This is a genomic window from Mucilaginibacter aquatilis (assembly GCF_009755275.1).
GTDB classification, from domain to species: domain Bacteria; phylum Bacteroidota; class Bacteroidia; order Sphingobacteriales; family Sphingobacteriaceae; genus Mucilaginibacter; species Mucilaginibacter aquatilis.
The window spans coordinates 111,497-135,959 of record NZ_WQLA01000005.1; the positions used below are offsets into that span (position 1 = coordinate 111,497).

Below are 24,463 nucleotides of genomic sequence, written 5' to 3' on the forward strand. Positions count from 1 at the left end.
AGTACTAACTAAAACAGCTTATATCGAAAAGTCGGTGTATTGGATTTAGACTTTCGCTTATCCGTCTTAAAACCTTATGGCTAGCGGTTTTAAGTAGAATGTAGCACCTTGTAAGCACAGGTTGCTAAGACTTCGCAGGGTCCAGTCCCTCCATCTTTCTCTATAAGCGGTACAAATTTGCAAAATAACGCGGTGAAATACAATACCGTTTTGTATTATCAGCGAGTATATTTCACACCAATTTAATGTCTGATACCGGCAGGCCTTAAGCTTATGAAGTTCACAAGGGTTTACCAAAAGCACCTGACTAATAGCACATTCACGCATCTACCGCCAATCATCCCTTAGCAATTCACATAAAAACCCTATCTTTGCACATGATAAAATCAATGACAGGGTACGGAATTGCCTCTCACGACTCTGGGAGCACCAAGTACACCGTTGAGATCAAATCCCTTAACAGCAAGTTTCTCGAGCTTTCGCTGCGTATACCAAAAGCTTTTTCTGAAAAAGAGTTTCAGCTTCGCACAGAGTGCAATAAGCAAATTGAGCGTGGCAAAGTTAACCTTAGCATTAACGTTGAACAAAGCGGCTCGACAGTTAAGGCTGCCGGCATTGACGCTAATTTACTGAAACACTATTACCAGCAACTTAAAGCCGTTAGTGCAGAGTTAGGTGAAGATAGCGGCAACCTGATGCAGTTGGCTTTAGGACTGCCCGAAGTTGTAAAGTACACTGAAGACACCATAACCGATGAAGAATGGAAAATGGTTGAAGGTGCCTTTAAGCAGGCTCTTGCTAATTTTCAACAATTCAGGCTTGATGAAGGCAACGTTTTACAACAGGAGGTTACCAACCGTATTGGCGTCATATTAAACAACCTTGAGCAGGTTGAATTAGAAGACCCTAAACGCATACCTGCTATACGCGAACGCTTGAACCAGTTTTTGGCCGAAGCTGTAGGCGGTGAAAACGTTGACCATAACCGTTTTGAACAAGAGCTGATTTATTATATTGATAAGCTTGACGTTACCGAAGAAAAAGTACGCCTTAAAACTCACTGCCAGTATTTTTTAGAAACACTTGAAAGCCCTGATGCAAATGGTAAAAAGCTTGGCTTTATATCACAGGAAATAGGCCGCGAAATAAATACCCTTGGCTCAAAAGCCAATGATGCCAACATGCAAAAACTTGTAGTAGGCATGAAGGAAGAACTTGAAAAAATTAAAGAACAATTATTGAACGTATTATAGTTGAATGGCAAATTGTAAATAATGACATTGGTTAAAAAAACCAACAAGCATAATTTATAACCCGCCTTTCCAACACTTGCTAAGCCATGGGTAAACTGCTTATTTTCTCAGCACCGTCCGGAGCCGGTAAAACTACAATTGTACACCACCTGCTAACAAAATTTCCCGAACTCGAGTTCTCAATTTCAGCTACCACGCGTGAGCGCCGTGGCGATGAGGTTGATGCGCAGGATTATTATTTTATAAGCAAAGAAGAGTTTTTGCACCGTATTGCAAAAAAGCAATTTGTTGAATTTGAGGAGGTGTACTCGGGAACATTTTACGGCACGCTTAGGCAGGAAATAGAGCGTATATGGGAAACCGGCAAAACCGTAATTTTTGATATTGACGTAGAAGGCGGCTTACACTTAAAACGAAAATATCAAGAACAAGCTCTTGCTATCTTCGTTCAACCCCCATCTCTAGAGGTTTTGAAGCAACGTTTAACCGGCCGAGGTACAGATAGTGAAGAAAAACTCAAAGAACGCTTTGCAAAAGCTGAAAAAGAGTTGAACTACGCACCGAAATTTGATATTATTCTTAAAAATTTCGATTTAGCTACTGCATGTAATGAGGCTGAGCAGCTAGTTAGTGATTTTTTGAACGACAAGGCGTAATTTTTATGTTATCTAAGCAAATTCATGCAAATTATTACTAATTTGACATAAATTTAAAGCTAAACTGATATGAAAATAGGATTACTGTTTGGGTCATTTAACCCCATTCATATCGGGCATTTAATTATTGCCAACTACATGGCTCACTACACTGATCTGGATAAGGTTTGGTTAGTTGTAACGCCTCAAAATCCTTTTAAAAAGTACGGAGGGCTAATAAATACTTACGACCGTTTGGAAATGGCTCGTTTAGCTACCGATTATGCCGATAAATTGGAGGTTAGCGACGTTGAGCTCAAACTACCACAACCCTCGTACACCATTGATACTTTAACGCATTTAAAGGAACAATATCCTCAACATGAGTTTGCCATTATTATGGGATCTGATAATTTAGCCAGTTTGCATAAATGGAAAAATTATAAACTCATTTTGCGTGATTATAAGGTATTTGTTTACCCGAGGCCAGGGTATGAAAATGCAGAATTGGCCTCGCACCCATCGGTTACGATAACCATGACGCCACAAATGGAACTTTCTGCTACGTTTATTCGCCAGGCTATTGCCGAGAAAAAAAACGTTCAGTTCTTTTTACCCGAAGAAGTATTGAAGTTTATCGAAAGCAAAAATTTATATCGTTAAGTAGTTCCTATCTATAACTGATGCTCAGGTCATAGGCCGTAGCTGATGCCATACTTTTAAGCTTTACTTATTTATGATGCATCTTTTGCCTGCCTCACTTATATTTGAATATGGGTATCATCAATTTTGCGGCATTTCTAGTTACTTCGTTGCTTTTCATCATGTCGCCCGGACTTGATACCATTTTTATTTTAAATAAAAGTGTTACCCAGGGCCGCAAGGCAGGCTTACTGTCTACATTAGGTATTACAACCGGCGTATTGGTGCATACCACATTTGCCGCGCTGGGTTTATCGTTACTATTGGCACAATCGGCCATGGCTTTTAACATTGTAAAGTACTTAGGCGCTGCGTACCTGATATACCTTGGCTTGGTAAAGGTTTTTAGTAACGATGATTTGATTGCCGCAAATGAATTGTCATTAAAAGAAGCCTCCAGCGGGAAAACTTACTTTTCAGCCGTTTTAACCAATACTCTTAATCCAAAGGTGGCAATATTTTTCCTGGCCTTTTTTCCGCAGTTTATTGAGGCAGCACATTTACACAGTGCACTCCCATTTATTGTTTTAGGCAGCGTTTATGCTGTGGTTGGTTTATTTTGGTATACTATACTTGCACTGTTTGCGGGTACATTTTCTTATAAAATTCAATCAAACCCATTAGTAATCAAATGGGTAAACAAGGTTTCGGGTGGGTTATTTGTACTTATGGGTATTAAAATTGCACTAACCAAGCGTTAGTAGACGGTCCACAGGCTGATGCTATTGCCTCTTGGCATTAAACCCACTATCTTTGCAAGGTGAGCGAAAAAACCATTTTAAAACTGCAATTGCCTACTGATCCGCGCTGGGTTACCAACGTGGTTGAAAGCAACATTGAAGAAATTTTAACTGATCACGCTTTTTGTGAGCAAAAAGCAGCCAGCAATGCTATTACCCTTATTGTACAAAATCCAAACTTAAGTGATTTGGTGCAGGAGATGGCGTTATTGGTGCAGGAGGAAATGGATCATTTTAAACGCGTACACGATATTATTTTGGCCCGCGGCTATATTTTAGGGCGCGAGCGTAAAGATGATTACGTGAATGAATTACTTAAATTCATGAAGAAAGGCGGCACGCGCGAAGAACAATTAATAGACAGGCTGTTATTTGCTGCCATGATTGAAGCAAGAAGCTGCGAGCGCTTTAAAGTACTATCTGAAAACATCAATGATGAAGAGCTCGCTGTTTTTTATCATGAATTGATGATAAGCGAAGCAACTCATTATACCACCTTTTTAAGACTGGCGCGCAAATACGCCGGAAAGATTGATGTTGAAACCCGCTGGAAAGACTACTTAGCTTACGAAGCGCAGGTTATACAAAACTACGGCAAGCGTGAAACCATACACGGATAAATACTTTATAGAGCGTTAGCTACCAGCTCCGCCGGTATTATTAGGAATACAACCTGCCACATTTTCGAGGTAATTTTTCATCATTTCTAAGTCCACAATGTCATTTATTAGCCCGATATGCATATCGGGCCTTACTATTATGGTTTTGTTTTGATGTTCTTTAATATCAAAGTAATCGTAAACATGCTGATTTTTTACTGAAGGTGGCAAATGGAAAAAATTGAGCCATCCATTGTAGTTTTGAGTTATCCATTTTGCAAGGCTAAATAAATATAACTCCTGTAACGGCCCCATGGTAATGAGGGTAAAGCCCGGCTTGCTGCACCAGGCGTGCAAATCGGTTTCCTGCATTTTCTTTTCATCAAATATTTTCAGTAACGGCAACCTATCGCCGGCCTTTACCGTTTGCAGTTGGCTAAGGTGCAAACTTAATTCACTATTTTGATAGCTTATATCAGTTTGTGATAACGTTTTGAACGCCTCAAATTTGAATTTCTCGCTTTTCCATACCCAGTTCATTAGTGCAGGTAATGCAAAGCGCTTAATTAACCCGGCAACTACCCCGCGCGACATTATAACTTTAAATGCCCTGTCAGTTGTTTTCAACAAGCGCGACGCCACAGGCATACGTTCAGCAGCATAAGAATTGAGAACATCGGCCTTTAAATGCCCTTTAATAACACCCGCAAGTTTCCAGGCCAGGTTATAGGAATCTTGTATACCAGTATTCATACCCTGCCCGCCAACAGGCGAGTGAATGTGTGCAGCATCTCCAATTAAAAAGCAACGGCCAATTTTAAATTTATCTGCCATGCGGTGGTGCAGGCCATATGTGGTAAACCAGCGACATTCCTTAATTACCAACTGCTTGCGCAGCTTTTCGCGCAGGGCCGGAAGCACATCAGTTATTGTTAAATTTTCCGCATTAATAAGTTTATCGGGCAAGTTGCCTACAATACGCCATGCACCAGCATCAGGCATCGGGAAGAACGCAGCAAAGCCTTGGGCGGTAAGGTACATGTTCATCTCCTCACCACTGTTTTCAAGAACAACGTCAGCAAGATAATATCTACTGTTATAAGTATCGCCGTTAAAGTGAACGTGTTGCCATCGGCGCACTGCACTATGTGAACCATCGGCACCTATCAAATAATCGGCAACAATGCTATACTCTTCAGTTTGGTTGGTGAGCCTTGCACTCACAACGCCGGTGCCCTGTTGTAATGATGTTAACGTGGTGTTCCAATAAACAGGGCAGCTATTAAGGGTTAAGTAATCGAGCAATACACGTTCATTTTTGTGCTGCTCGTAAATGTGTATAAATGGATATGGCGTTTGCCCCACCCCTGATTCCGCAACTTTGAATGTCCCTTTAGGCTTCCCCAGATAATGAAAGTTAAAGCCTTTTGCGGGCTTGCCTCCATTTAACACGGTATCTACAATGCCTAGCTGACGATAGATTTCAAGTGAACGCGCTTGTACAGCAAGCGCCTTGGAGTATTGCGTTGGACCTTGCCTGCTATCAACTATTACCGGTTGTACTCCGTACCGCAATAGCTGCGCAGCCATCATTAACCCTGATGGACCGGCGCCAATGATGAGTACTTTAACCGGACTTTGTGGTATAGGTGCCATACCCAAATATGATTAAAATAACCGGGAATATTAACTAATAATAAACACCGGCGGTACAGCGAACATTTTATGATTTGTAAAGAAGAAATATTGTTGGCTTTTTATGTAAATCGGGCAACTGATTTTTCCACTGACCAACAGTTTTGGTTGCAATAAACTCATCAGCCCCAGTTACATTACATGCAATACACAACCGGCTTGATGCCTTACAAGATTTAATGACCTCTTCGAGCAACTGGTTATTGCGGAATGGAGTTTCTATAAAAAGCTGAGTTTGATTAAACCGCTCGGCCTGCAGTTCAATATCTTTGATGCGTTTACTGCGCTGTACTTTATCAATAGGCAAATAGCCATGAAAGGTAAAGCTTTGCCCGTTAAAGCCTGATGCCATAAGCGCAAGCAGTATTGAGCTTGGCCCTACCAATGGCACAACCCTAATACCACGCCGGTGTGCCTCAGCTACAATGTCAGCCCCAGGATCGGCCACTCCGGGGCACCCCGCTTCGCTCATTAGTCCGGCATCTTTACCGGCAAGTAACCCGCTAAAAAACTCTTTCAAGTCTGTATCACGGTTATGCTTACCGTAATCATGAATAACAAGTTCGCTTTGAGGTATGGTGAGGCCAGCTTGTTTAAGGAATTTACGTGCGGTTTTCTCGTTCTCAACTATGTACTCATTAATTTGATTAATGGTTTGAACGAGGTATGGCGTATTTGAACGTACCGCTGCATCGTCAGCAAGCGGAACAGGTATCAGATATAGAGTTCCGGTGGGCATATTGCAAAGGTGGACTTTTATTTTAATGATCGCTCAAATAATAAATATTACAAAGGCAATCGCATTTTTCCATCATTAAAAATTTCAATATTATTAAAAGGATATTATTTAACAATCAAGAAAAGCGGCAAAAGGTTATTATCTTTATAAAAAATTAATTAATGACTTCTACAGAAGTAAATCACGACCTTAACACCACAACTGAAAAACCGCCTTTTTTTGCAGAGGTTAATGAACTTCCACCATTTTTAAAGCAAAAGTATGTTCCCTCCCTTGACGGTTTCAGAGCTTTTTCAATTATACTCGTTTTAATTGCACACATATCATACAACTACAATAATGATACGCTAGCCAAGTACGGCACGTTTGGCGTAAATGTATTTTTTGTTATAAGCGGCTTCTTAATTACCTCATTACTTATAAAGGAAAAGGTAACCTACAAAAGCGTTTCACTAAGAAATTTTTACATCCGTCGTTTTTTAAGAATATTACCGGTAGCTTATTTATTCCTGGCAGTGCTTTTTGCGTTAAATTTTATATTCAAATTAAATTTAAGTGCAGCAAGCTTTTTGAGGCCACTATTCTTTGTAGAAAATTTTGGAGATCACTCAAGCTATACGTTAGCGGGCCACTTTTGGAGCTTAAGTGTGGAAGAACAATTTTATCTTATTTTTCCGTTTCTGATTGCACGAAGTCTTAAAAACTACATTATAACGGCAATTGCCTTAATACCCGGAATATTGGTTATAACGTATGTATATTTCCATCTCCATACTAACTTATTAATTGTAGATTTTATATTAAATGTTATTTACCACTTATTAGGTAATGGTATAAGTATCATACTTGTTGGTAGCCTTGCCGCTATATTTTTGTGCAAGTACGAGCATTTGTTTATTTTGAAATCAAAGTATATCGCGTTGTTTCAAATTTTACTGATGGCATTAAGCTTTTTCTTTTTTAACCACAGATTATTCATGAATATAAATAGTACAATTTCTGCTTTATTTATAGCATTATCTATTATTTATACTATTGTAAACAAAGAGGGTTTTATATTCCAAATTCTAAACAATAAGTACGTTCGCTACCTAGGCACCTTATCCTATAGCATTTATATTTGGCAGGAGTTATTTACCTTTAAGCAGCCCTGGGCTAATTTGCCGTATGGCAATTCGGTAATTTTAAACTTGATATTACTGGCAGTAACTGCAGTAGCATCGTATCACCTATACGAGAAATACTTCTTAAAACTTAAAGCGAGATTTAGTACCGTTAAGTGAGTTTATAAAATTGCATAACTTTAGTTGACGGCTGTAAAGGTCAAAAAAAAGCGCCGGTGTTGAATATTGCTATTTACTACCGGCGCTTAATTTCTTTTATTTCAACAAGCTTAGCGCTTCTTTTATACGTGGTATCATACCTTGTATATCCTCAAGTGTTGATGTACCTACCGATGCGCGGAACCATGCTACATCGTCACCTGTACCAAATGCCGAGAATGGAACCAATGCAACGCGTGCTGCTTTGATCAAATAGAAATTTATATCGGCTGGGGTACTTAAAACGTCGCCTTCGGGTGTGGTTTTGCCTACATAATCAACCTTTATAGTCAAATATATTGCACCCATAGGTTGAATAGCATCAACAGCAAAGCCCTCGCTTTTCAATTGCTGGAAGCCGTTATACAATGTGTTTAAGCTATCCTGAATCCTCGACTTAAAAGTATCAAGGTAATTGTGCAATTGTTCATCAGCCTGTATATACTTTGCTGCTGCAACCTGTTCGGCTTTAGGTGCCCAGGCGCCCATGTGACCTACAATAGATTTCATTTTGGAAATTACGCTCTCCGGTCCAAAACCCCAGCCTACCCTTACACCGGTTGCCGCCAAACATTTTGACAAACCGTCAATGTAAACTACATAATCTTTTAACTCGGGGCGCAATGTAACCGGATCAAAATGTTTTTTACCGAAGGTAAGCATAGCGTAAATTTGGTCGTACATAATGTACAGTGGCTTCTCACCTTGGGTGCGGGTGGCGTTCTCGGCAATAACCAAATCACATATTTCCTCCAAATCGGCCTTTTCAAACATGGTGCCGGTTGGGTTTTGTGGTGAGCAAAGGCAAAGTAGCGTAGCTCCTTTTAAATGTGGAGCTAAATCGGCAGCTTTAGGTAAAAAGTTATTCTCGGGCGTAGTTGGTATCTGAACTTCCAATGCCCCTGTAATATGGCAATAGTGATTATTATTCCATGATGGAGACGGATAGATCACTTTATCGCCCGGGTCAACCAGCGCTAAAAATATGGAATAAATAATAGGGCGTGATCCGCTTGATATCAGCACTTCATTAGCCGAAACCTGTATATTGTGGTGCTTAGCTAAAAATGCAGCTACCTGGTTGCGTAGGTCAAGTATACCATCGGCAGGCGGATAATTGGTTTGATTGTCTTGGTACGCCTCAATTATTCCATCACGCAGTTCATCAGGAATAGGATAGATAGCAGGATCAAAATCGCCGATGGTTAAGTTGGCTATTTGCTGTCCCTGGCGCTTAAGTTCATTTATTTCGTTACCTATTTTAATAATCTCAGAACCCTTTAGGGTTTGAGCCAATACCGATACGCTCATAGTAGTTTGTTAATGAGCCGCAAAGATAAGGCTTTGGAATCAAGAATACAGAGTAAGGAATCAAGACTTTTGGAACCCAAAATTGAATGCGTAAAAAAAGCCGCTATTGCTAACGGCTTGAATTTATATCTATATGCTTGATTCTTTATTCCCGAATCTTTTCTTTACGCTGCTACCGGTTTTCTCAGCTTAATGATGCGCATCCAGTGCATCATTTTCATAACAGGGTAAACCGGGTCAATTTCAAACCAACGGGCACCAAAGTTAGGGCTGTTAGGACGCTTGTGGTGATTGTTTTGAAACAACTCGCCAAGCATCAAAAAGTCAAACGGTGTTGTATTTTTTGATTTATCGCCGTTATCAAAGTTAGAGTAGCCGTACTTGTGACCGCACCAGTTTACAATAGCACCGTGTAAAGGGCCCATTATAAATTGCAACGGCAATAAAAGCCACTGCCACCATGCTGTAGCAAATGCGGCGTAAAAAGCAGCGTATAATAAACCAAAGCCTATACGGGTTATCATATGCGAGCCGTAGTAGTCAATAAGACGCCACTCTGGGTAATTACCTTTAAACTGAGCATCAGGTTCTTTCACACGTTTTTCGTAAAGCCTGAAACTAATGGCAGTACGGTACATCATTTGAAATACATCGGTAAAAAAGTGAGGCGAATGCGGATCTTTTTCAGTATCACTATAAGCATGGTGCTCACGGTGCATAATAGCATAAGCACGCGGATTTAAAAAAGAAGAGCCTTGAGTTACGAACGTTAAGAAATGAAAAACACGTTCGGTAAATTTTGGTGTACTGTACATTTTATGAGCAGCATAACGGTGCAGATAAAACGTTTGAAAGAACAAAGATAAGAACCAATGGGCAACAAAAAAAATGACAATTATCACGATTATACAAGTGTGTGTTATAGTGTATTATATAAAATAATGCACCTTAAAATTGTTTGCGCAAAGGTAACATTAATAATTCAAGATGTTAATAGTTTTCCACAATAAAAAACCGGCCTTACGCAGGGCCGGTCAGGAATATTATAAACGCTGTAAATGTTAAATTATTGCATGAGCAGCATCTTGATGTTGCTGCGGCAAACTAAATTGTTCGGCAAGTAATTCATATGATTTCAGCCTGTCGTTAAAGTCTTCGGCTATGGTAACCAGCATTACCTCATCAACATCATAAGTATCAGCCAACCTTGTTATGATGTCTTTCATTTGTGAAGGTGTGCCCGCTATTATACGCCTACGATTCATGCGAATACGCTCCATATCTTGCGCGGTGTATTCAGCATCTTTCACATCATCATATGATAATGGATTAATGCCGCCCCCTTTTTCAAACTGCAAGAAACGATAATCCATCACAGCCTGGTGCTGCCTTATCTTTTCTTCATCCTCCGAGCAGAAGGCAAAAATTGCAACGTTCGCTTCGGGTTGCGCTAAATCTAAAGAAGGCTGAAAGCGGGCGCGATACATTTCAACAGCTTGCGCACCACCTACCGGGTTTATAAAATGGGCAAATGAAAATCCCATCCCAAAATGAGCAGCAAATAAACTGCTTTGCCCGCTTGAGCTAAGCAACCACATACCAGGCACGGTATCAACCTGCGGTATAGCACGAATTTTTGCGGCTACCGGTCCTTCCTCTGCTGTATCATGAAAATAATTTTGCAAATCAAGCAGTTGTTCAACAAAATCCTGTTCGCTGAATTTATTTGATGGATTAAGCACAGACGCTGTAAGCCTGTCTGTACCCGGCGCCCTGCCCATACCCAGGTCTATACGGCCCGGATACATTGCTTCAAGCATTCTGAAGTTTTCAGACACCTTTAGTGCGCTATGGTTAGGCAACATAATACCGCCCGAGCCTAAGCGTATATTGCGGGTTTGCGTACCTAAGTGGGCAATTAAAACTTCGGGGGTAGAACCGGCCAAACTACCGGTGTTATGATGTTCAGATACCCAAAAACGCGTATATCCTAATAAATCTGTCAGTTTAGCAAGTTCAACAGTCTCCTGCACTGCGCGTGCGGGTGTTACGCCCTTACGCACGGGCGACTGATCGAGCACGCTTAATCGTATACTTTTCATATGAGAACCTTTTGTACAAAAGTGAGGCAATTGCATTTACTAAACACCATGCCTGTCATTTTATGGCGCAGGGGTTACAATTGAAACATCACATTGCGATTTGATACTCAACAATCAATATTAATTTTAGAGAAACATTTAATTAACCTTTCTATTAATAACACAATCAACAGGTTTATTTTAATAACTATTTATAACAGCAACCGCATTTTTATCTACATTGAACAAAACCGGAAACCCCAGCCTGTTTATTAATTATACCACCACCTTGTTTTTTTTAAAAGATGAATGAGAACGCGAAACACCTCCGCATACTCAACATGATAGAGGAAATTGAAGACTACGCCATAATTGTACTTGACAGTAACGGCAACATCGAAAACTGGAACAAAGGGGCGCAACGCATTAAAGGCTATAAGCCCGAAGATGTAGTAGGCCAACATTTCCGCATGTTTTACACTGATGCCGACAAAGCCATCAAGAAACCCGAAACACTAATAAACCTGGCCCGCACTAAAGGCCGCGCCATTGATGAAGGTTGGCGCGTGCGTAAAGATGGCACCCGATTTTGGGGAAGTATTACCATAACAGCCATACATGATAATGAACGCAATGTTATAGGTTTCACTAAAGTAACACGCGATTTAACTGATAAAATGACGGCTGCCGAAGCAGCAAGCCTGCACCTGGCACAACTGCAGGTTCAAAACCAGGAACTGGAACAGTTTGTGTACATAGCCTCGCATGATTTACAGGAGCCTCTACTTACCATCAGCAATTTTATTGATATGCTGAAGGTTGATTACGGGCATGCCCTGCAGGATGATGATGCACAGCTTTACATGGGCTTTATTGAAGATGCTGCATCGCGCATGCGCAATCTCATAAAAGATTTGCTCGACTATTCGAGGCTGGGTAAAACCAAACAAACCGAACCAGTTGATGTAAACGAGTTGCTACAGCACATAATAAGTGATTTAGATACCCGTATTGCAGCCACACAAACGCAAATTGTTTTCGACAACCTACCGGTGGTTACCGGCTACCGTACCGAGTTACGACAGCTTTTTCAAAATTTAATAACTAATGCTATTAAGTTTTCAAAGAAAGACGAACCACCGGTTATAAAAATTACGGCAACACCGAACAATGTTACCGGTTGGGAGTTTACCGTGCAAGACAATGGTATTGGCGTTGACGCAAGGTACCACGAAAAGATATTTCTCATTTTTCAGCGGTTGCATAACCGCGATGAGTATCCGGGTAATGGTATTGGTTTAGCTAATTGCAAAAAAATTGTTAGCATGCACAACGGCAACATCAGCGTACAGTCAGAAGCAGGTGCAGGAAGCAGATTTTATTTTACTTTAAATATAGATGGTCAGAAACGAAATGACGAAAATTAATGATTTGGGATGTGTGTTGCTGATTGATGATGACAGGCCAACAAATTTTCTGCACAAAAGAGTTATTGAGAAAACCGGACTTGAAGTTGAGGTGCAGGCACTTACTTCAGCAACCGAAGCACTTGAGTTTTTAAAATGTTCGGGCAAATATGCCGATACAAATCATGTTAGCCGTCCCGGAATTATATTTTTAGACATCAACATGCCGGGCATGAACGGTTGGGAGTTTATGGAAGAGTACAGACAACTATCGGCCAGCCAAAAAGCAAAAATAGTGGTTATAATGCTTACCACCTCTTTAAATGCCGATGACCGCGAGCGTGCCCTTAACGATGATCACATTGCTACGTTTTATCACAAACCCCTACGCACCGAAATGGTAATGGAGCTGGTGAATAAGCACTTTGCTCTTGGGGAAAATAGAACAGTCCCGGAGCTTAATTAAAAAAGAAACGCCCCTGAATATGAATTAAGGGGCATTTCTTTTTGATAACTACTTGATTTTATATTCCGTAATTTTTGACGACGACATCACAGTCCCTCCTGATGTACTCTTAATTTCAATAATACCAACACCTTTGGCAACGTAAAACTCGTAGGTCATAACTGTCGAAAAGCCCGATATGTTATATTGAAGATCGAGCGAAGTATGTATCACATTGGCAAAGCTTTTACCATTAACTGTACGCTTTGCGTCTTTCTCCAATATCTTACCAATAATACGGGCAGGTATACCATTCAATTGTCCGTTATCTGTAATGTTGGCTGTCCAGGTTGAGCCAACTTCAAGGTTAGTTTTTAAATACTGGAGTTCAACGGTTATGCCGTTTATATAGGTACTTGCGCGTTGGGCATAGCTGCCATCACCTATATAAAAGTAACCGGTTTGGTTTCCAAAGTTTTGAGAAGCTTGAGTTACCTCAACATAGGTTTTATTATTGAATACTTTAGTTTTCCCGGTAACAGTAAAAGTGCTGGTTTCGGCAAAGCCGGCTGCAGTACCCGAATACTTCCAGTATGAGCCCGCAGTTGCAGGCTGGTATGAGTCAGAACCCTTTACAGTTTCTTCTTCAGCGGCATCGCTTTCCTTTTTGCAAGAGTTAGCGGTAAATAACAAAGTAATACAGGAAAGGACAAGTAAATATTTTTTCATGCAATAAGATTTTTGATTGCCTAAATATATAAATACAGCACTTGTTTTACAACCCGACTTTATATCAAATAAACACGTGCTACTTGTAGTAACAATTTATTACAAACCACTTGTAAATTAAACATATACTCGTATCTTTGCAGTCCCGAAATTACGGGGTATAGTAAACTGTTTAATATAATTTAATTTAAAGCAAGTGAATACGTTAAGTTACAAAACTGTCTCAGCCAACAAAAAGACCGTTAACAAACAATGGGTTGTTGTTGACGCGGAAGGCGAGATTTTGGGGCGCTTGACCTCTAAGATTGCTGCAATCATCAGAGGAAAACACAAACCAGGCTTCACTCCAAACGTAGACTGTGGTGATAACGTTATTGTTATCAACGCAGACAAGGTAAAACTGACCGGAAACAAATTTGCCGCTAAGCAATACGTTTCTTACACTGGTTACCCAGGTGGTCAGCGTTTCATTTCTCCTAAGGAGTTAATGGCTAAATTCCCTGAGCGCGTTATTGAGAAAGCCGTTCGTGGTATGTTACCTAAAAATCGTTTGGGCCGTGCAATCTATGGCAACCTGCATGTATATGCCGGTGCAGAGCATCCTCATGCCGCACAAAACCCAACAACCATTAACTTTTAATTTTTAAGGAGAAAAACAAATGCCAACAACTAACACTTCAGGCAGAAGAAAAACAGCTGTTGCCCGCGTTTACTTAAACGAAGGTGCCGGCGCCCTTACCGTTAACGGTAAAGATTACAAAGAATACTTCCCTACTTTACCTTTACAATACGTTGCAACTCAATCGTTATTAGTATCTGGTAGCGAAGGTAAATTTGACATTATTGCAAACGTTGCAGGTGGTGGTGTAAAAGGACAGGCAGAAGCTGTTCGTTTAGCTATTGCTAAAGCTATTGTTGAACTTGATGCTGAAAAGAAACCAGCATTGCGTGCTAAAGGTTTAATGACCCGTGATGACCGTATGGTTGAGCGTAAAAAACCAGGACGCCGCAAAGCTCGTAGAAGATTCCAATTCAGTAAACGTTAATTTTTTAAGGAGGACACAACAATGGCAAGAACAACATATCAGGATTTACTGGATGCAGGTGTACACTTTGGTCACCTTACCCGCAAATGGGATCCGAAAATGGCTCAGTACATTTTCATGGAGCGCAACGGTATCCACATTATCGATTTAAATAAAACCTTAACAAAGGTTGAAGAAGCTGCTTCAGCTATAAAACAAATTGTAAAATCAGGCCGTAAAGTATTATTTGTTGCTACTAAAAAGCAAGCAAAAGATATTGTAGCTGATTATGCAAAATCAGTAAACATGCCTTACGTAACCGAGCGTTGGTTAGGTGGTATGTTAACTAACTTTGCTACTGTACGCAAGTCAATCAAAAAAATGTCAAACATTGATAAATTGACTAAAGACGGTACTTACAGTAATCTTTCTAAAAAAGAGCGTTTGATGATTCAGCGTGAGCGTGTAAAACTGGAAAGCTTATTAGGTGGTATATCTGACCTTAACCGCTTACCGGCTGCGCTTTTCCTTATCGACGTTAAAAAAGAGCACATTGCAGTATCTGAGGCATTGAAGTTAAACATCCCAACCTTTGCAATGGTTGATACTAACTCTGATCCTTCAAACATCGACTTCCCTATCCCGGCTAACGATGACGCTACTAAATCAATCTCTTTGGTTACCGGTGTTATCATACAGGCTATTCAGGAAGGTTTAGACGAGCGTAAACGCGAGAAAGATGACGAAGCTGAAAAAGAAGGCGCAGCTGCTAAAGCAAAAGCTGATGGTGGCGACGCTGAAGGCGGTCGTAAAAGAAGAGGCGTGGTAACTGCCGAGGCTGAAACTGAAGCTCCTGCTGCTGAGGCTGCTGAATCTACAGAAGAGTAATATTATTTGTTGAGAGTTGCCGGTTGTGGGCTGCGTGTACATGGTGCAACAGTTTACAATTGGCAACTTTCAATTTAACAATAAATCATTCATCTTTGCTGTGAACTCCCACTAAAGGTAAATCACAACAGATAACAAAAAAAGAACAATGTCTACAGTACAAATTTCTGCATCAGACGTAAATAAACTGCGCCAACAAACAGGTGCCGGTATGATGGACTGCAAAAAAGCTTTAACCGAAACTAACGGTGACTTCGAAGCAGCTATTGACTATTTAAGAAAAAAAGGCGCTAAAGTTGCTGCCAGCCGTCAAGACAGAGAATCAAACGAAGGTGTGGTTATTGCACGCACTTCTGAAGATGGCAAAAAAGGTGTAATTGTTGAGCTTAACTGCGAAACTGACTTCGTAGCTAAAAATGCTGAATTTATTGCATTTGCTAACGCTATTGCTAACGAGGCTGTACAAACCCTTCCTGCTGACGTTGACGGTGTTAACGCTTTGGAAATTGATACCGAAACCGGTCGTACTACTATCGGCGAGGCTATCACTGCCATGACTGGTAAAATCGGCGAAAAAATCGGTGTATCTAAATACGCTGTTTTAGAAGGCGAAAAAATTGTAGCTTACATTCACGGTAACTTCCGTTTAGGTGTATTGGTTGGCTTAAACGCTAACCCTGCAGGTGCTGAAGAAGCTGGTAAAGACGTAGCTATGCAAATTGCTGCTATGAACCCTGTTGCTTTAGATAAAGACGGTGTTGATGCTACTACTATTGAGCGTGAATTAGCTATTGCCAAAGAGCAAATTCGTGCTGAAGGTAAACCGGAAGAAATGGTAGAAAAAATTGCTGCCGGTAAACTAAACAAATTCTACAAAGACTCTACCCTGGTAAACCAGGAGTTTGTGAAAGACTCTTCTAAGAGTGTTGCTCAGTTCCTTACCGGTGTTGATAAAGACTTAAAGGTAACTGCTTTCAAGCGAGTTGCTTTAGGAGCTTAATTATATTATCCCCGCCTTTTTTAAAGGCGGGGATTTTTTTTGCCTATACATTTTTATAACCCATGTTAACAGCACTATACAATACTCAAATTGTATCTGCCGGAGCAGTTTGCCGGGGCAAGGCTGTTATTATTTCGGGCGGACATATTATTGAGATAGTTGCAGAAAGTGACATCCCGGCCGGAGCCCAAAAAATTGATCTTAAAGGAGCATTTGTAGCGCCAGGGTTTATTGATTTGCAAATTTATGGGGCAGGAAAAAGCTTGTTTGGCAGCCTACCATCTGTAGCCGCTTTACAGGACATGGAAAACGCCCTGCTTAATGAAGGCTGTACCGGTTTTTTCGCAACAGTAGCTACAAATAGCAACAATGTTGTCTTCGATGCAATTGAGGCCGCTAAACAATGGCGCCCGCACAGCAATGGCAACTTTCTAGGCTTACACCTCGAAGGACCGTACATTAATCCCAAGCGAAAAGGCGCACATCCTGAAGAGTACATTAAAAAATCTACCCTAACAGAAATTGAAGAATGGGTTAACCGGGCCGAGGGCGAAATAAAAATGATAACCCTGGCCCCTGAACTACAGGATGAGGAAGTAATTAAATACCTGAACGCACAAGGTATCATTCTTTCCTCCGGACATAGTAACGCTACATACAGGCAGGCCAAACGGTTTTTAAACAAAACTATAAACGCGGTTACACATTTATATAATGCCATGCCGCCTATACATCACCGTGAACCGGGCATAATACCCGCAATTTTTGAAGAGCGCCCCTACACTAGCATTGTGGCCGACGGTATACATGTTGATTACGCCATGGTACGGCTGGCAAAACGCGAATTGGGCAATAAGTTATTTTTTATAACTGATGCGGTAACCGAAGCCAAAACAGGCACCTATCAGCACATACGCCAGGGCAACAAATATACTATGCCCGATGGAACCCTATCCGGCTCGGCATTAACCATGCTTAAAGCTGTACAAAACGGTGTTGAGCATGCCGGTTTTGAACTGGCCGAAGCGGTGAACATGGCATCGCTTTATCCGGCGCAGTTAGCAGGCCTGGCAACTAAAGGAAAAGTTGAAGCCGGATATGACGCAGATTTAATTATTTTTGACGCAGGATTTAATACGGCGTTTACAATTTATAAAGGTAAAGTACACCAAAAAAACAATCAACCACTCATATAAAAAAACCAATCATCTGCATGAAATACGACAGAATTTTGCTGAAGCTTAGTGGCGAATCATTAATGGGTGAGCGCCAGTATGGTATTGACAATAACCGCGTGCTGCAATATGCGCATGACATAAAAAGCGTGGTTGATGCCGGCATACAAGTAGCCATAGTAGTAGGCGGAGGCAACATTTTCAGAGGCTTAAGTGCCGAAAAATCGGGCATGGAGCGTGCTCAGGCCGATTACATGGGCATGTTAGCCACCGTAATTAATTGTATGGCACTGCAAAGTGCGCTTGAAGGCATTGGTGTTGATACCCGCCTGCAATCGGCTATTAAAATGGAGCAAATATGCGAGCCTTACATTCGCCGCAGAGCAATGGCGCATTTAGAAAGTGGTAAAGTGGTAATTTTTGGTGCCGGTACAGGTAATCCTTATTTTACAACTGATACTGCAGCATCATTGCGCGCAATTGAAATTAAAGCTGATGTAGTACTGAAAGGCACACGTGTTGACGGTATTTACACCGCCGATCCGGAAAAAGACCCTTCGGCAACACGTTATGATGAGGTTACTTTCCAGGAGGTATATGCAAAAGGCCTTAACGTAATGGACATGACTGCATTTACTTTATGCCAGGAAAACAACCTGCCTATCATCGTATTTGATATGAACCGTGAAGGCAATTTTATGAAAATAGCCCAAGGTGAACCGGTAGGAACAATAGTAAAATAAACTTTAGAGATAAGAGCCAAGAAGGAAGATATGAATTTAAGAGTTAAAAAGTCTTGACTCTTGGTTCTTGGCTCTTGACTCTAATTTTCTACCTTTGCATACTTAAAAAATTCAACAATGAGCGAACTCATTAAAAAACAACTGAATGATGCAAAAGCTTTAATGGAAAAAGCTATTGTGCATGCAGATAGCGAGTTATCAAAAATACGTGCCGGAAAAGCAAATCCTGCAATGTTAGATGGCATTACCGTTGATTACTATGGCACACCAACCCCTTTAGCACAGGTAGGCAGCGTTAATACGCCCGATGCCCGTACTTTGGTTATACAGCCATGGGAAAAAACTTTGTTAGTGCCGATTGAAAAAGCTATCAAAGAATCTTCATTAGGCCTTAACCCTCAAAACGATGGTACCATTATCCGCATTAATGTACCTCCTTTAACCGAAGAGCGTCGTCGTGATTTGGTTAAAAAGCTAAAAGGTGAAGCCGAAAACGGAAAAGTAGCAATACGTAACATCCGTAAAGACATTAATGATAAAATCAAGAAATTGAAATCAGAAGGTGTATCTGAAGATGAAATTAAAACCGGCGAAGGCGAAGTACAAAAACTGGTTGACACCTATATTATAAAAGTAGATCAGTTAGCTGACGCTAAGGAAAAAGATATCATGACCGTTTAAAACCGAGTTTCTGCATATCAGCATTAAAATTTTGATGTACAGAAAACAATACCTTGCTCTTGGCAAATGAAGCAGGTAAATACGGTTGTTAAACCAAAGTCAAATTAAAGGGAATGGCCTAACGGCATCATTCCCTTTTCTATTTTTGCAGCATATCATGAAATTGCTGTTATCCTATCTTTCTAAATATCGCGGGGTGGTATTTGTAGCCTTGCTGCTGGCCGCCTTTAACATTGGTTTTTCACTTCTCGATCCGCTGATCACAGGCCGCATTGTTGATAATTTTATTGAAAAGCGCAAAACACTTACCGAGCATGATTTTACGTGGGGTGTGCTTGCCGCTGTAGGTTTGGCTGTAGGTGCGGCAATGGTATCGCGCATTGCAAAAAACTTTCAGGATTACTTTACCAGTATCATTGTGCAAAAAGTTGGTGCCGATATGTATGCCGACGGTTTAAAACATTCGCTTGAACTGCCCTACCAGGTATTTGAAGACCAGCGTAGCGGCGAAACGTTAGGCATATTACAAAAGGTACGCCTTGATAGCGAAAAATTCATTACCTCTTTCATCAGCGTATTATTTGTGAGTTTGGTGGGTATGGTGTTTGTAATTGTATACTCGGTTAGCGTTAGCTACAAAGTAACACTGGTTTATTTTGCGGCTATACCCATCATAGCCTTTATGAGTACCGCACTCAGCAAACGAATAAAAAATATACAACGCACCATCGTGGCCGAAACCACAGCACTGGCAGGTTCAACAACCGAATCTTTACGCAATATTGAACTGGTAAAAAGCCTTGGACTGGTAAACCAGGAAATTGAACGCTTGAATAAAACCACCTATAAAATACTAGACCTGGAGCTGAAGAAAGTAAAGTACGTACGCAGTATGAGCTTTGTGCAGGGCACTACCGTTAACCTGGTGCGTAGCGTAATGGTAGTAATATTACTGTTGCTTATTTTTAAAGGAAATATATCTCCCGGCAATTACTTTACTTTCCTTTTCTATTCATTTTTCCTGTTTAATCCTTTGCAGGAATTGGGTAATGTAATACTAGCGTGGCGCGAGTCACAAATATCATTAGGGAATTTTGAACGCATACTTAACACCCCGGTTGATATCAAACCCGAAAAGCCGGTAATGCTTGAAAAAATTAAAGATCTTGAATTCAGTAACGTGAGCTTTAAGCATTTGACAGCTAACCGTAACGCGCTCAACCATATTGGCTTCGATGTTAAAACAGGTAATACCATTGCATTTGTAGGTCCGTCGGGCTCGGGTAAAACAACGCTGGTAAAACTACTTGTTGGGTTGTACCAGCCTTTGGAAGGTGATGTATTGTACAACGGCGTGCCAAGCAAAGAGATAGACCTTGACCGTTTGCGGGAAAAAATTGGCTTCGTTACACAAGACACACAACTCTTTTCAGGAACAATAAGAGAGAACCTGCAGTTTGTCCGCCCGGGAGCAACAGATGAAGAATGTATGCATGTGCTACACCGCGCAGCCTGCCAAGGATTGCTTGCCCGGGCCGATAAAGGCTTAGATACCGTTATTGGCGAAGGCGGTGTGAAAGTATCAGGTGGAGAAAAACAGCGTCTTTCAATAGCTCGTGCTCTGCTACGCCGCCCTGATATTTTGGTATTCGACGAGGCAACATCGGCGCTTGATTCTCTTACCGAAGAGGAAATTACAGAAACAATCAAAGATGTTTCGGAGTACCAGGACCACATAACGATATTAATTGCACACCGCTTAAGCACAATTATGCATGCTGATAGAATTTACGTGCTCGAGAAAGGTAACATCATTGAACAAGGGAAACACATGGAGCTGTTAACTCAAAAAGGCTTGTACTATGCCATGTGGAGACAGCAGATAGGCGAAAAGTTTAATAATGATAACGCTTGATACTGTAAGTAATTTCAAACACCTGTATTCAAATTCTTACAACTATAGTGTTTCTTATTAAATTTTAATTTTTACGGATACTCAAACAATGACACAACATAGTTGTGTATAATTTTCATTTTTTGAATTATTAGAAGCCATTTTTTAATTATTTAAAAAAATAGGTTTGTTTATAAGCATATCCCTATTAAGGGCGTTGTTATTGTTATATATTTTGCAATAACACTCAGCCTTATATGAAAATTCTGCTCTCGTATCTAAAAAAACATAAAGGGGCAGTGGCCATGGCGTTACTCATGACGGCATTGAACCAGTGCTTTGCATTGGTTGAGCCATTGATTACCGGAAAACTCTTTGACGATTATATAAGCAAAAAAGATCTTTATACACGCCACGATTTTATTGCCGGCGTTTTATGGCTTATAACCCTGGCCGCTATTGCAGCCCTATTTTCACGCATAGCTAATAACTTTCAGGATTATTACACCGTAACTATAGCACAAAAATCTGCTGCCGAAGTTTATGCCGATGGCATGAAGCATGCATTGGCTATGCCCTACCATGAGCATCAGGATCAGCGCAGCGGCGAAAAGCTGGGCATGCTGCAACGCATACGCAGTGACATTGAGAACCTTATAAAGGCAAGTATCAATGTATCATTCATGACTTTGTTTGGTATCATATTCATTGCGGTTTACTCATTCACCATAAGCTACAAGGTTACACTGGTATTTTTTATTGCTGTACCCATTATTACATGGTTAAGCTGGACACTATCGCGCAAAATTAAGGTTATACACCGTGCCATTGTGCTTAAAACATCGGTATTGGCAGGTCGCACCACAGAATCACTCCGTAATATTGAACTGGTAAAAAGCCATGGTTTAGCAAACGAGGAAATTGATCGCCTCAATAAAACAACTTTCAAAATTTTAACGCTGGAAATTGCAAAAACTAAATTGCTACGTGTATTAAGCTTTGTGCAAGGCACAACGGTTAACGTTGTACGCAGCAGCATGGTAGTTGTGCTATTGGTACTAATTTTTGATAAAGAAATAACCGGTGGACAGTACTTCAGCTTTTTACTTTATGCTTACTTTTTGTTTGGACCATTGCAGGAGTTTGGTCATATGTCATTAACGTGGCGCGAGGCACAAATATCGTTATCAAACTTTGAACGCATTATGAGCCGTCCGCTTGAAACCATACCCGATGACCCGGCAGATATAACGCATATTAACCAGGTTGCCTTTAACCAGGTAAAATTCAGGTACAATGGTACTAAGCGGTATGCACTTAATGATGTATCATTTTACGCCAATAAAGGCGAAACGGTGGCATTTGTTGGGCCATCAGGTTCAGGTAAGTCAACCCTTATTAAACTTCTTATAGGCTTATATAAGCCCGTTAGCGGCGACATTTTGTATAATAGCACAGAAAGTGACCGCTTCCACCTGGATGCGCTGCGCCGCAGGCTGGGCTTTGTAACACAGGACACGCAGCTATTTTCGGGAACTATAAAGGACAACTTGACTTTTGTAAAGCCCGACGCAACTGATGAAGAATGTTTAGCTGCCTTAAACAAAGCAGCCTGCCAGGCTATGCTTGCCCGGGCCGATAACGGCATTCATACACTCATTGGCGAAAGTGGCGTTAAAATATCGGGCGGTGAAAAGCAACGCTTATCTATTGCCCGAGCACTGCTGCGCCATCCCGACATTTTGTTATTTGATGAAGCTACGTCTGCGCTTGACTCTATTACCGAAGAAGAAATAAGCAAAACGGTACAGCATATATCATCGCTTAAAAGCCGTATAACACTTATTATAGCTCACAGGTTGAGCACTATTATGCATGCCGACAGAATTTACGTACTCGAAAACGGTAACGTGGTTGAAATTGGAAACCATCAGCAATTAGTAGCAGAGAAAGGATTATATTGGGCTATGTGGCGTCAGCAATCGGGTGAGCGCCGTTTACAGGAAGAGCTTGATGCTTATACCGAGAGCGAAGAGGTTTAATTAAAGACAATGAGCACGGGTTAATTTACGCGTGTTCATCATCTTCAAATATATATCCTTCTACATCGCTTGCTAGCACATAGTCGTTATCATCGGCAGATATACCGTCATATCCATCCTCGCTTTCATCCGGATCGAGCGATAAATATACTTTACTTCCAATGTGATAAAACTTGCAGGAATCAACCTCATAAGCTTCGGCAGCAGGGTTAACATCAAAGCCGTTTTTAAATACGTTGCGAAATACCAACATCACATCGGCATCAGTATATGCTAACTCAAACATTAAACTTATTGCAGGTTCGCCGTCAACCTCATGCTCTTTAAACTGTTTTAAAGTTGAATTGAGTAAGGTAAGATCATTAACAAGGTAATTGATAATATCTGAGTTATGGCCAATGAATTTCATATACAATAATTATAATACTGGGTAGACTTGTTTACACAGTTTGCTCCTCAGCTTTGTATTCAGCCAGATCGCCAACTTCTACCTCGCCTTCGAACACTTTAACGGCAGGACCTTCTAAAAAAATGTTGGTAAACCTAATACCGTCATAATTGAAATGCAGATTAAGGTTTCCACCTAAAACTTTAATAGGTGTGCTGATGGTGCCGGTTTGCTTATTTTCTTTGGCCATGGCAAGTGCAACGGCAGTTACTCCTGTACCACAAGCATAAGTTTCATCTTCAACACCACGCTCATATGTGCGTACAAAATATCCTTCATCAAGGGGTTGTACAAAATTAACGTTAATGCCTTTTGATAAATACGTTGGATTGTTACGTATGGCACGGCCTTCGGTAAACACGTCTTTATATTCCAAATCATTCACCAACTGTACATAATGCGGCGACCCAGTGTTCATCACGTAAGCCTCATTGTCGCGGGTTACATAGTCTACGTCAATCATTTGCAAACTAACCCAGTCACCAGATGCTGAAATTTTGGCATAATGCGGGCCATCAACTGCCAAAAAGTTGGTTTCATTTTCTATTACACCCAAAAACTTAGCAAACGCTACTATACAACGTCCTCCGTTACCACACATACTACTTGGCTGGCCATCGGCGTTATAGTAAACCATTTCAAAATCGTAACCTTCCTGCTTTTGCAAAAACATCATACCATCACCGCCAATACCAAACCTCCTGTCACATAAAGTACTGATTAACTTAGGATTGCGATGATTCACTCTACCCTCGCGGTTATCAACTAAAATAAAATCGTTACCGGCACCTTGATATTTATAAAAATTAAGCTTCATTTTACGTTTATAATTAAACAGGCCAACAAACTTAAACACCGTAAAACCTGCGCCAGCCCGACTTTAACATTTTTTAACAAAAATGGCAATAAC

25 protein-coding genes and 1 riboswitch are annotated in these 24,463 nt (G+C 40.8%); of the genes, 17 read left to right on the plus strand and 8 right to left on the minus strand.

Features of this window, described 5'->3' with window-relative positions; translation table 11 throughout:
• Positions 1 to 54 precede the first annotated feature (54 nt).
• A riboswitch (SAM riboswitch) is annotated at positions 55 to 169 on the minus strand.
• 208 nt (positions 170 to 377) lie between these two features.
• The 5 genes from GO816_RS13170 to miaE all read left to right on the plus strand — a co-directional run bounded on the left by GO816_RS13170 (position 378) and on the right by miaE (position 3,950).
• Positions 378 to 1,253: a YicC/YloC family endoribonuclease gene (locus GO816_RS13170; protein ID WP_232336570.1), complete on the plus strand. Its 876-nt coding sequence runs from the start codon at positions 378 to 380 to the stop codon at positions 1,251 to 1,253.
• Positions 1,254 to 1,339: 86 nt separating this feature from the next.
• Positions 1,340 to 1,909, plus strand: a complete 570-nt coding sequence (gmk, locus tag GO816_RS13175; protein WP_157542407.1) for a guanylate kinase — start codon at positions 1,340 to 1,342, stop codon at positions 1,907 to 1,909.
• A 69-nt stretch (positions 1,910 to 1,978) separates the two neighbouring features.
• The gene (nadD, locus tag GO816_RS13180) at positions 1,979 to 2,551 is read left to right on the plus strand and encodes a nicotinate (nicotinamide) nucleotide adenylyltransferase (protein ID WP_157542408.1); all 573 of its coding nucleotides are present in this window, start codon (positions 1,979 to 1,981) and stop codon (positions 2,549 to 2,551) included.
• A gap of 110 nt (positions 2,552 to 2,661) precedes the next feature.
• Positions 2,662 to 3,291: a LysE family translocator gene (locus GO816_RS13185; RefSeq protein ID WP_157542409.1), complete on the plus strand. Its 630-nt coding sequence runs from the start codon at positions 2,662 to 2,664 to the stop codon at positions 3,289 to 3,291.
• Between the two features lie 59 nt (positions 3,292 to 3,350).
• Entirely contained in the window at positions 3,351 to 3,950 is a 600-nt protein-coding gene (gene miaE, locus GO816_RS13190; protein WP_317163634.1) for a tRNA-(ms[2]io[6]A)-hydroxylase, read from the plus strand.
• Positions 3,951 to 3,965: 15 nt separating this feature from the next.
• Here the strand turns inward: miaE and GO816_RS13195 are convergent, their stop codons facing one another.
• Both GO816_RS13195 and GO816_RS13200 read right to left on the minus strand, forming a co-directional pair.
• Entirely contained in the window at positions 3,966 to 5,585 is a 1,620-nt protein-coding gene (locus GO816_RS13195) for an FAD-dependent monooxygenase (protein ID WP_157542410.1), read from the minus strand.
• 67 nt (positions 5,586 to 5,652) lie between these two features.
• Entirely contained in the window at positions 5,653 to 6,363 is a 711-nt protein-coding gene (locus tag GO816_RS13200) for an SAM-dependent methyltransferase (protein ID WP_157542411.1), read from the minus strand.
• Between the two features lie 161 nt (positions 6,364 to 6,524).
• On the opposite strand from GO816_RS13200, the gene GO816_RS13205 reads away from it, so the two are divergent.
• Positions 6,525 to 7,646 carry an acyltransferase family protein gene (locus GO816_RS13205; RefSeq protein WP_157542412.1) on the plus strand — a complete coding sequence of 374 codons (1,122 nt, stop codon included), beginning with the start codon at positions 6,525 to 6,527 and terminating at the stop codon, positions 7,644 to 7,646.
• A 96-nt stretch (positions 7,647 to 7,742) separates the two neighbouring features.
• Here the strand turns inward: GO816_RS13205 and GO816_RS13210 are convergent, their stop codons facing one another.
• From GO816_RS13210 to GO816_RS13220, 3 genes are all read right to left on the minus strand, one after another.
• Positions 7,743 to 8,996 carry a pyridoxal phosphate-dependent aminotransferase gene (locus GO816_RS13210; RefSeq protein WP_157542413.1) on the minus strand — a complete coding sequence of 418 codons (1,254 nt, stop codon included), beginning with the start codon at positions 8,994 to 8,996 and terminating at the stop codon, positions 7,743 to 7,745.
• Between the two features lie 164 nt (positions 8,997 to 9,160).
• Positions 9,161 to 9,898: an acyl-CoA desaturase gene (locus GO816_RS13215; RefSeq protein WP_295770015.1), complete on the minus strand. Its 738-nt coding sequence runs from the start codon at positions 9,896 to 9,898 to the stop codon at positions 9,161 to 9,163.
• Positions 9,899 to 10,057: 159 nt separating this feature from the next.
• Positions 10,058 to 11,098 (minus strand): LLM class flavin-dependent oxidoreductase, encoded by a 1,041-nt coding sequence (locus GO816_RS13220; protein WP_157542414.1) that lies wholly within the window; start codon positions 11,096 to 11,098, stop codon positions 10,058 to 10,060.
• Positions 11,099 to 11,382: 284 nt separating this feature from the next.
• Between GO816_RS13220 and GO816_RS13225 the strand changes: the two genes are divergently transcribed.
• Together GO816_RS13225 and GO816_RS13230 are read left to right on the plus strand one after the other, a co-directional pair.
• Positions 11,383 to 12,504 carry a sensor histidine kinase gene (locus tag GO816_RS13225; RefSeq protein ID WP_232336571.1) on the plus strand — a complete coding sequence of 374 codons (1,122 nt, stop codon included), beginning with the start codon at positions 11,383 to 11,385 and terminating at the stop codon, positions 12,502 to 12,504.
• Positions 12,491 to 12,949: a response regulator gene (locus GO816_RS13230; protein ID WP_157542627.1), complete on the plus strand. Its 459-nt coding sequence runs from the start codon at positions 12,491 to 12,493 to the stop codon at positions 12,947 to 12,949. The genes GO816_RS13225 and GO816_RS13230 overlap by 14 nt, the downstream gene beginning before the upstream one ends.
• 48 nt (positions 12,950 to 12,997) lie before the next feature.
• Here GO816_RS13230 and GO816_RS13235 read toward each other — a convergent pair whose 3' ends face one another.
• Positions 12,998 to 13,657 carry a hypothetical protein gene (locus GO816_RS13235; RefSeq protein WP_157542415.1) on the minus strand — a complete coding sequence of 220 codons (660 nt, stop codon included), beginning with the start codon at positions 13,655 to 13,657 and terminating at the stop codon, positions 12,998 to 13,000.
• A 196-nt stretch (positions 13,658 to 13,853) separates the two neighbouring features.
• Between GO816_RS13235 and rplM the strand changes: the two genes are divergently transcribed.
• From rplM to GO816_RS13280, 9 genes are all read left to right on the plus strand, one after another.
• Entirely contained in the window at positions 13,854 to 14,297 is a 444-nt protein-coding gene (rplM, locus tag GO816_RS13240) for a 50S ribosomal protein L13 (protein ID WP_295770001.1), read from the plus strand.
• 19 nt (positions 14,298 to 14,316) lie between these two features.
• Entirely contained in the window at positions 14,317 to 14,703 is a 387-nt protein-coding gene (rpsI, locus tag GO816_RS13245) for a 30S ribosomal protein S9 (RefSeq protein WP_157542416.1), read from the plus strand.
• Between the two features lie 21 nt (positions 14,704 to 14,724).
• The gene (rpsB, locus tag GO816_RS13250) at positions 14,725 to 15,570 is read left to right on the plus strand and encodes a 30S ribosomal protein S2 (RefSeq protein ID WP_157542417.1); all 846 of its coding nucleotides are present in this window, start codon (positions 14,725 to 14,727) and stop codon (positions 15,568 to 15,570) included.
• Positions 15,571 to 15,718: 148 nt separating this feature from the next.
• Complete coding sequence (gene tsf / locus GO816_RS13255; protein WP_157542418.1) at positions 15,719 to 16,570, plus strand: translation elongation factor Ts; 852 nt, start codon at positions 15,719 to 15,721, stop codon at positions 16,568 to 16,570.
• 62 nt (positions 16,571 to 16,632) lie between these two features.
• Positions 16,633 to 17,766, plus strand: a complete 1,134-nt coding sequence (gene nagA, locus GO816_RS13260) for an N-acetylglucosamine-6-phosphate deacetylase (RefSeq protein WP_157542419.1) — start codon at positions 16,633 to 16,635, stop codon at positions 17,764 to 17,766.
• 17 nt (positions 17,767 to 17,783) lie between these two features.
• Positions 17,784 to 18,488, plus strand: a complete 705-nt coding sequence (gene pyrH / locus GO816_RS13265; RefSeq protein WP_157542420.1) for a UMP kinase — start codon at positions 17,784 to 17,786, stop codon at positions 18,486 to 18,488.
• A 117-nt stretch (positions 18,489 to 18,605) separates the two neighbouring features.
• A complete protein-coding gene (frr, locus tag GO816_RS13270) occupies positions 18,606 to 19,169 on the plus strand; it encodes a ribosome recycling factor (RefSeq protein WP_157542421.1) in 564 nt (187 codons plus the stop codon).
• A 157-nt stretch (positions 19,170 to 19,326) separates the two neighbouring features.
• Positions 19,327 to 21,084, plus strand: coding sequence for an ABC transporter ATP-binding protein (locus tag GO816_RS13275; protein ID WP_157542422.1), 1,758 nt, complete (start codon positions 19,327 to 19,329; stop codon positions 21,082 to 21,084).
• Between the two features lie 236 nt (positions 21,085 to 21,320).
• Positions 21,321 to 23,105, plus strand: a complete 1,785-nt coding sequence (locus GO816_RS13280; protein WP_157542423.1) for an ABC transporter ATP-binding protein — start codon at positions 21,321 to 21,323, stop codon at positions 23,103 to 23,105.
• A gap of 25 nt (positions 23,106 to 23,130) precedes the next feature.
• Here GO816_RS13280 and GO816_RS13285 read toward each other — a convergent pair whose 3' ends face one another.
• Positions 23,131 to 23,514 carry a hypothetical protein gene (locus GO816_RS13285; RefSeq protein WP_157542424.1) on the minus strand — a complete coding sequence of 128 codons (384 nt, stop codon included), beginning with the start codon at positions 23,512 to 23,514 and terminating at the stop codon, positions 23,131 to 23,133.
• Positions 23,515 to 23,545: 31 nt separating this feature from the next.
• A complete protein-coding gene (dapF, locus tag GO816_RS13290) occupies positions 23,546 to 24,370 on the minus strand; it encodes a diaminopimelate epimerase (RefSeq protein WP_157542425.1) in 825 nt (274 codons plus the stop codon).
• Positions 24,371 to 24,463 lie beyond the last annotated feature (93 nt).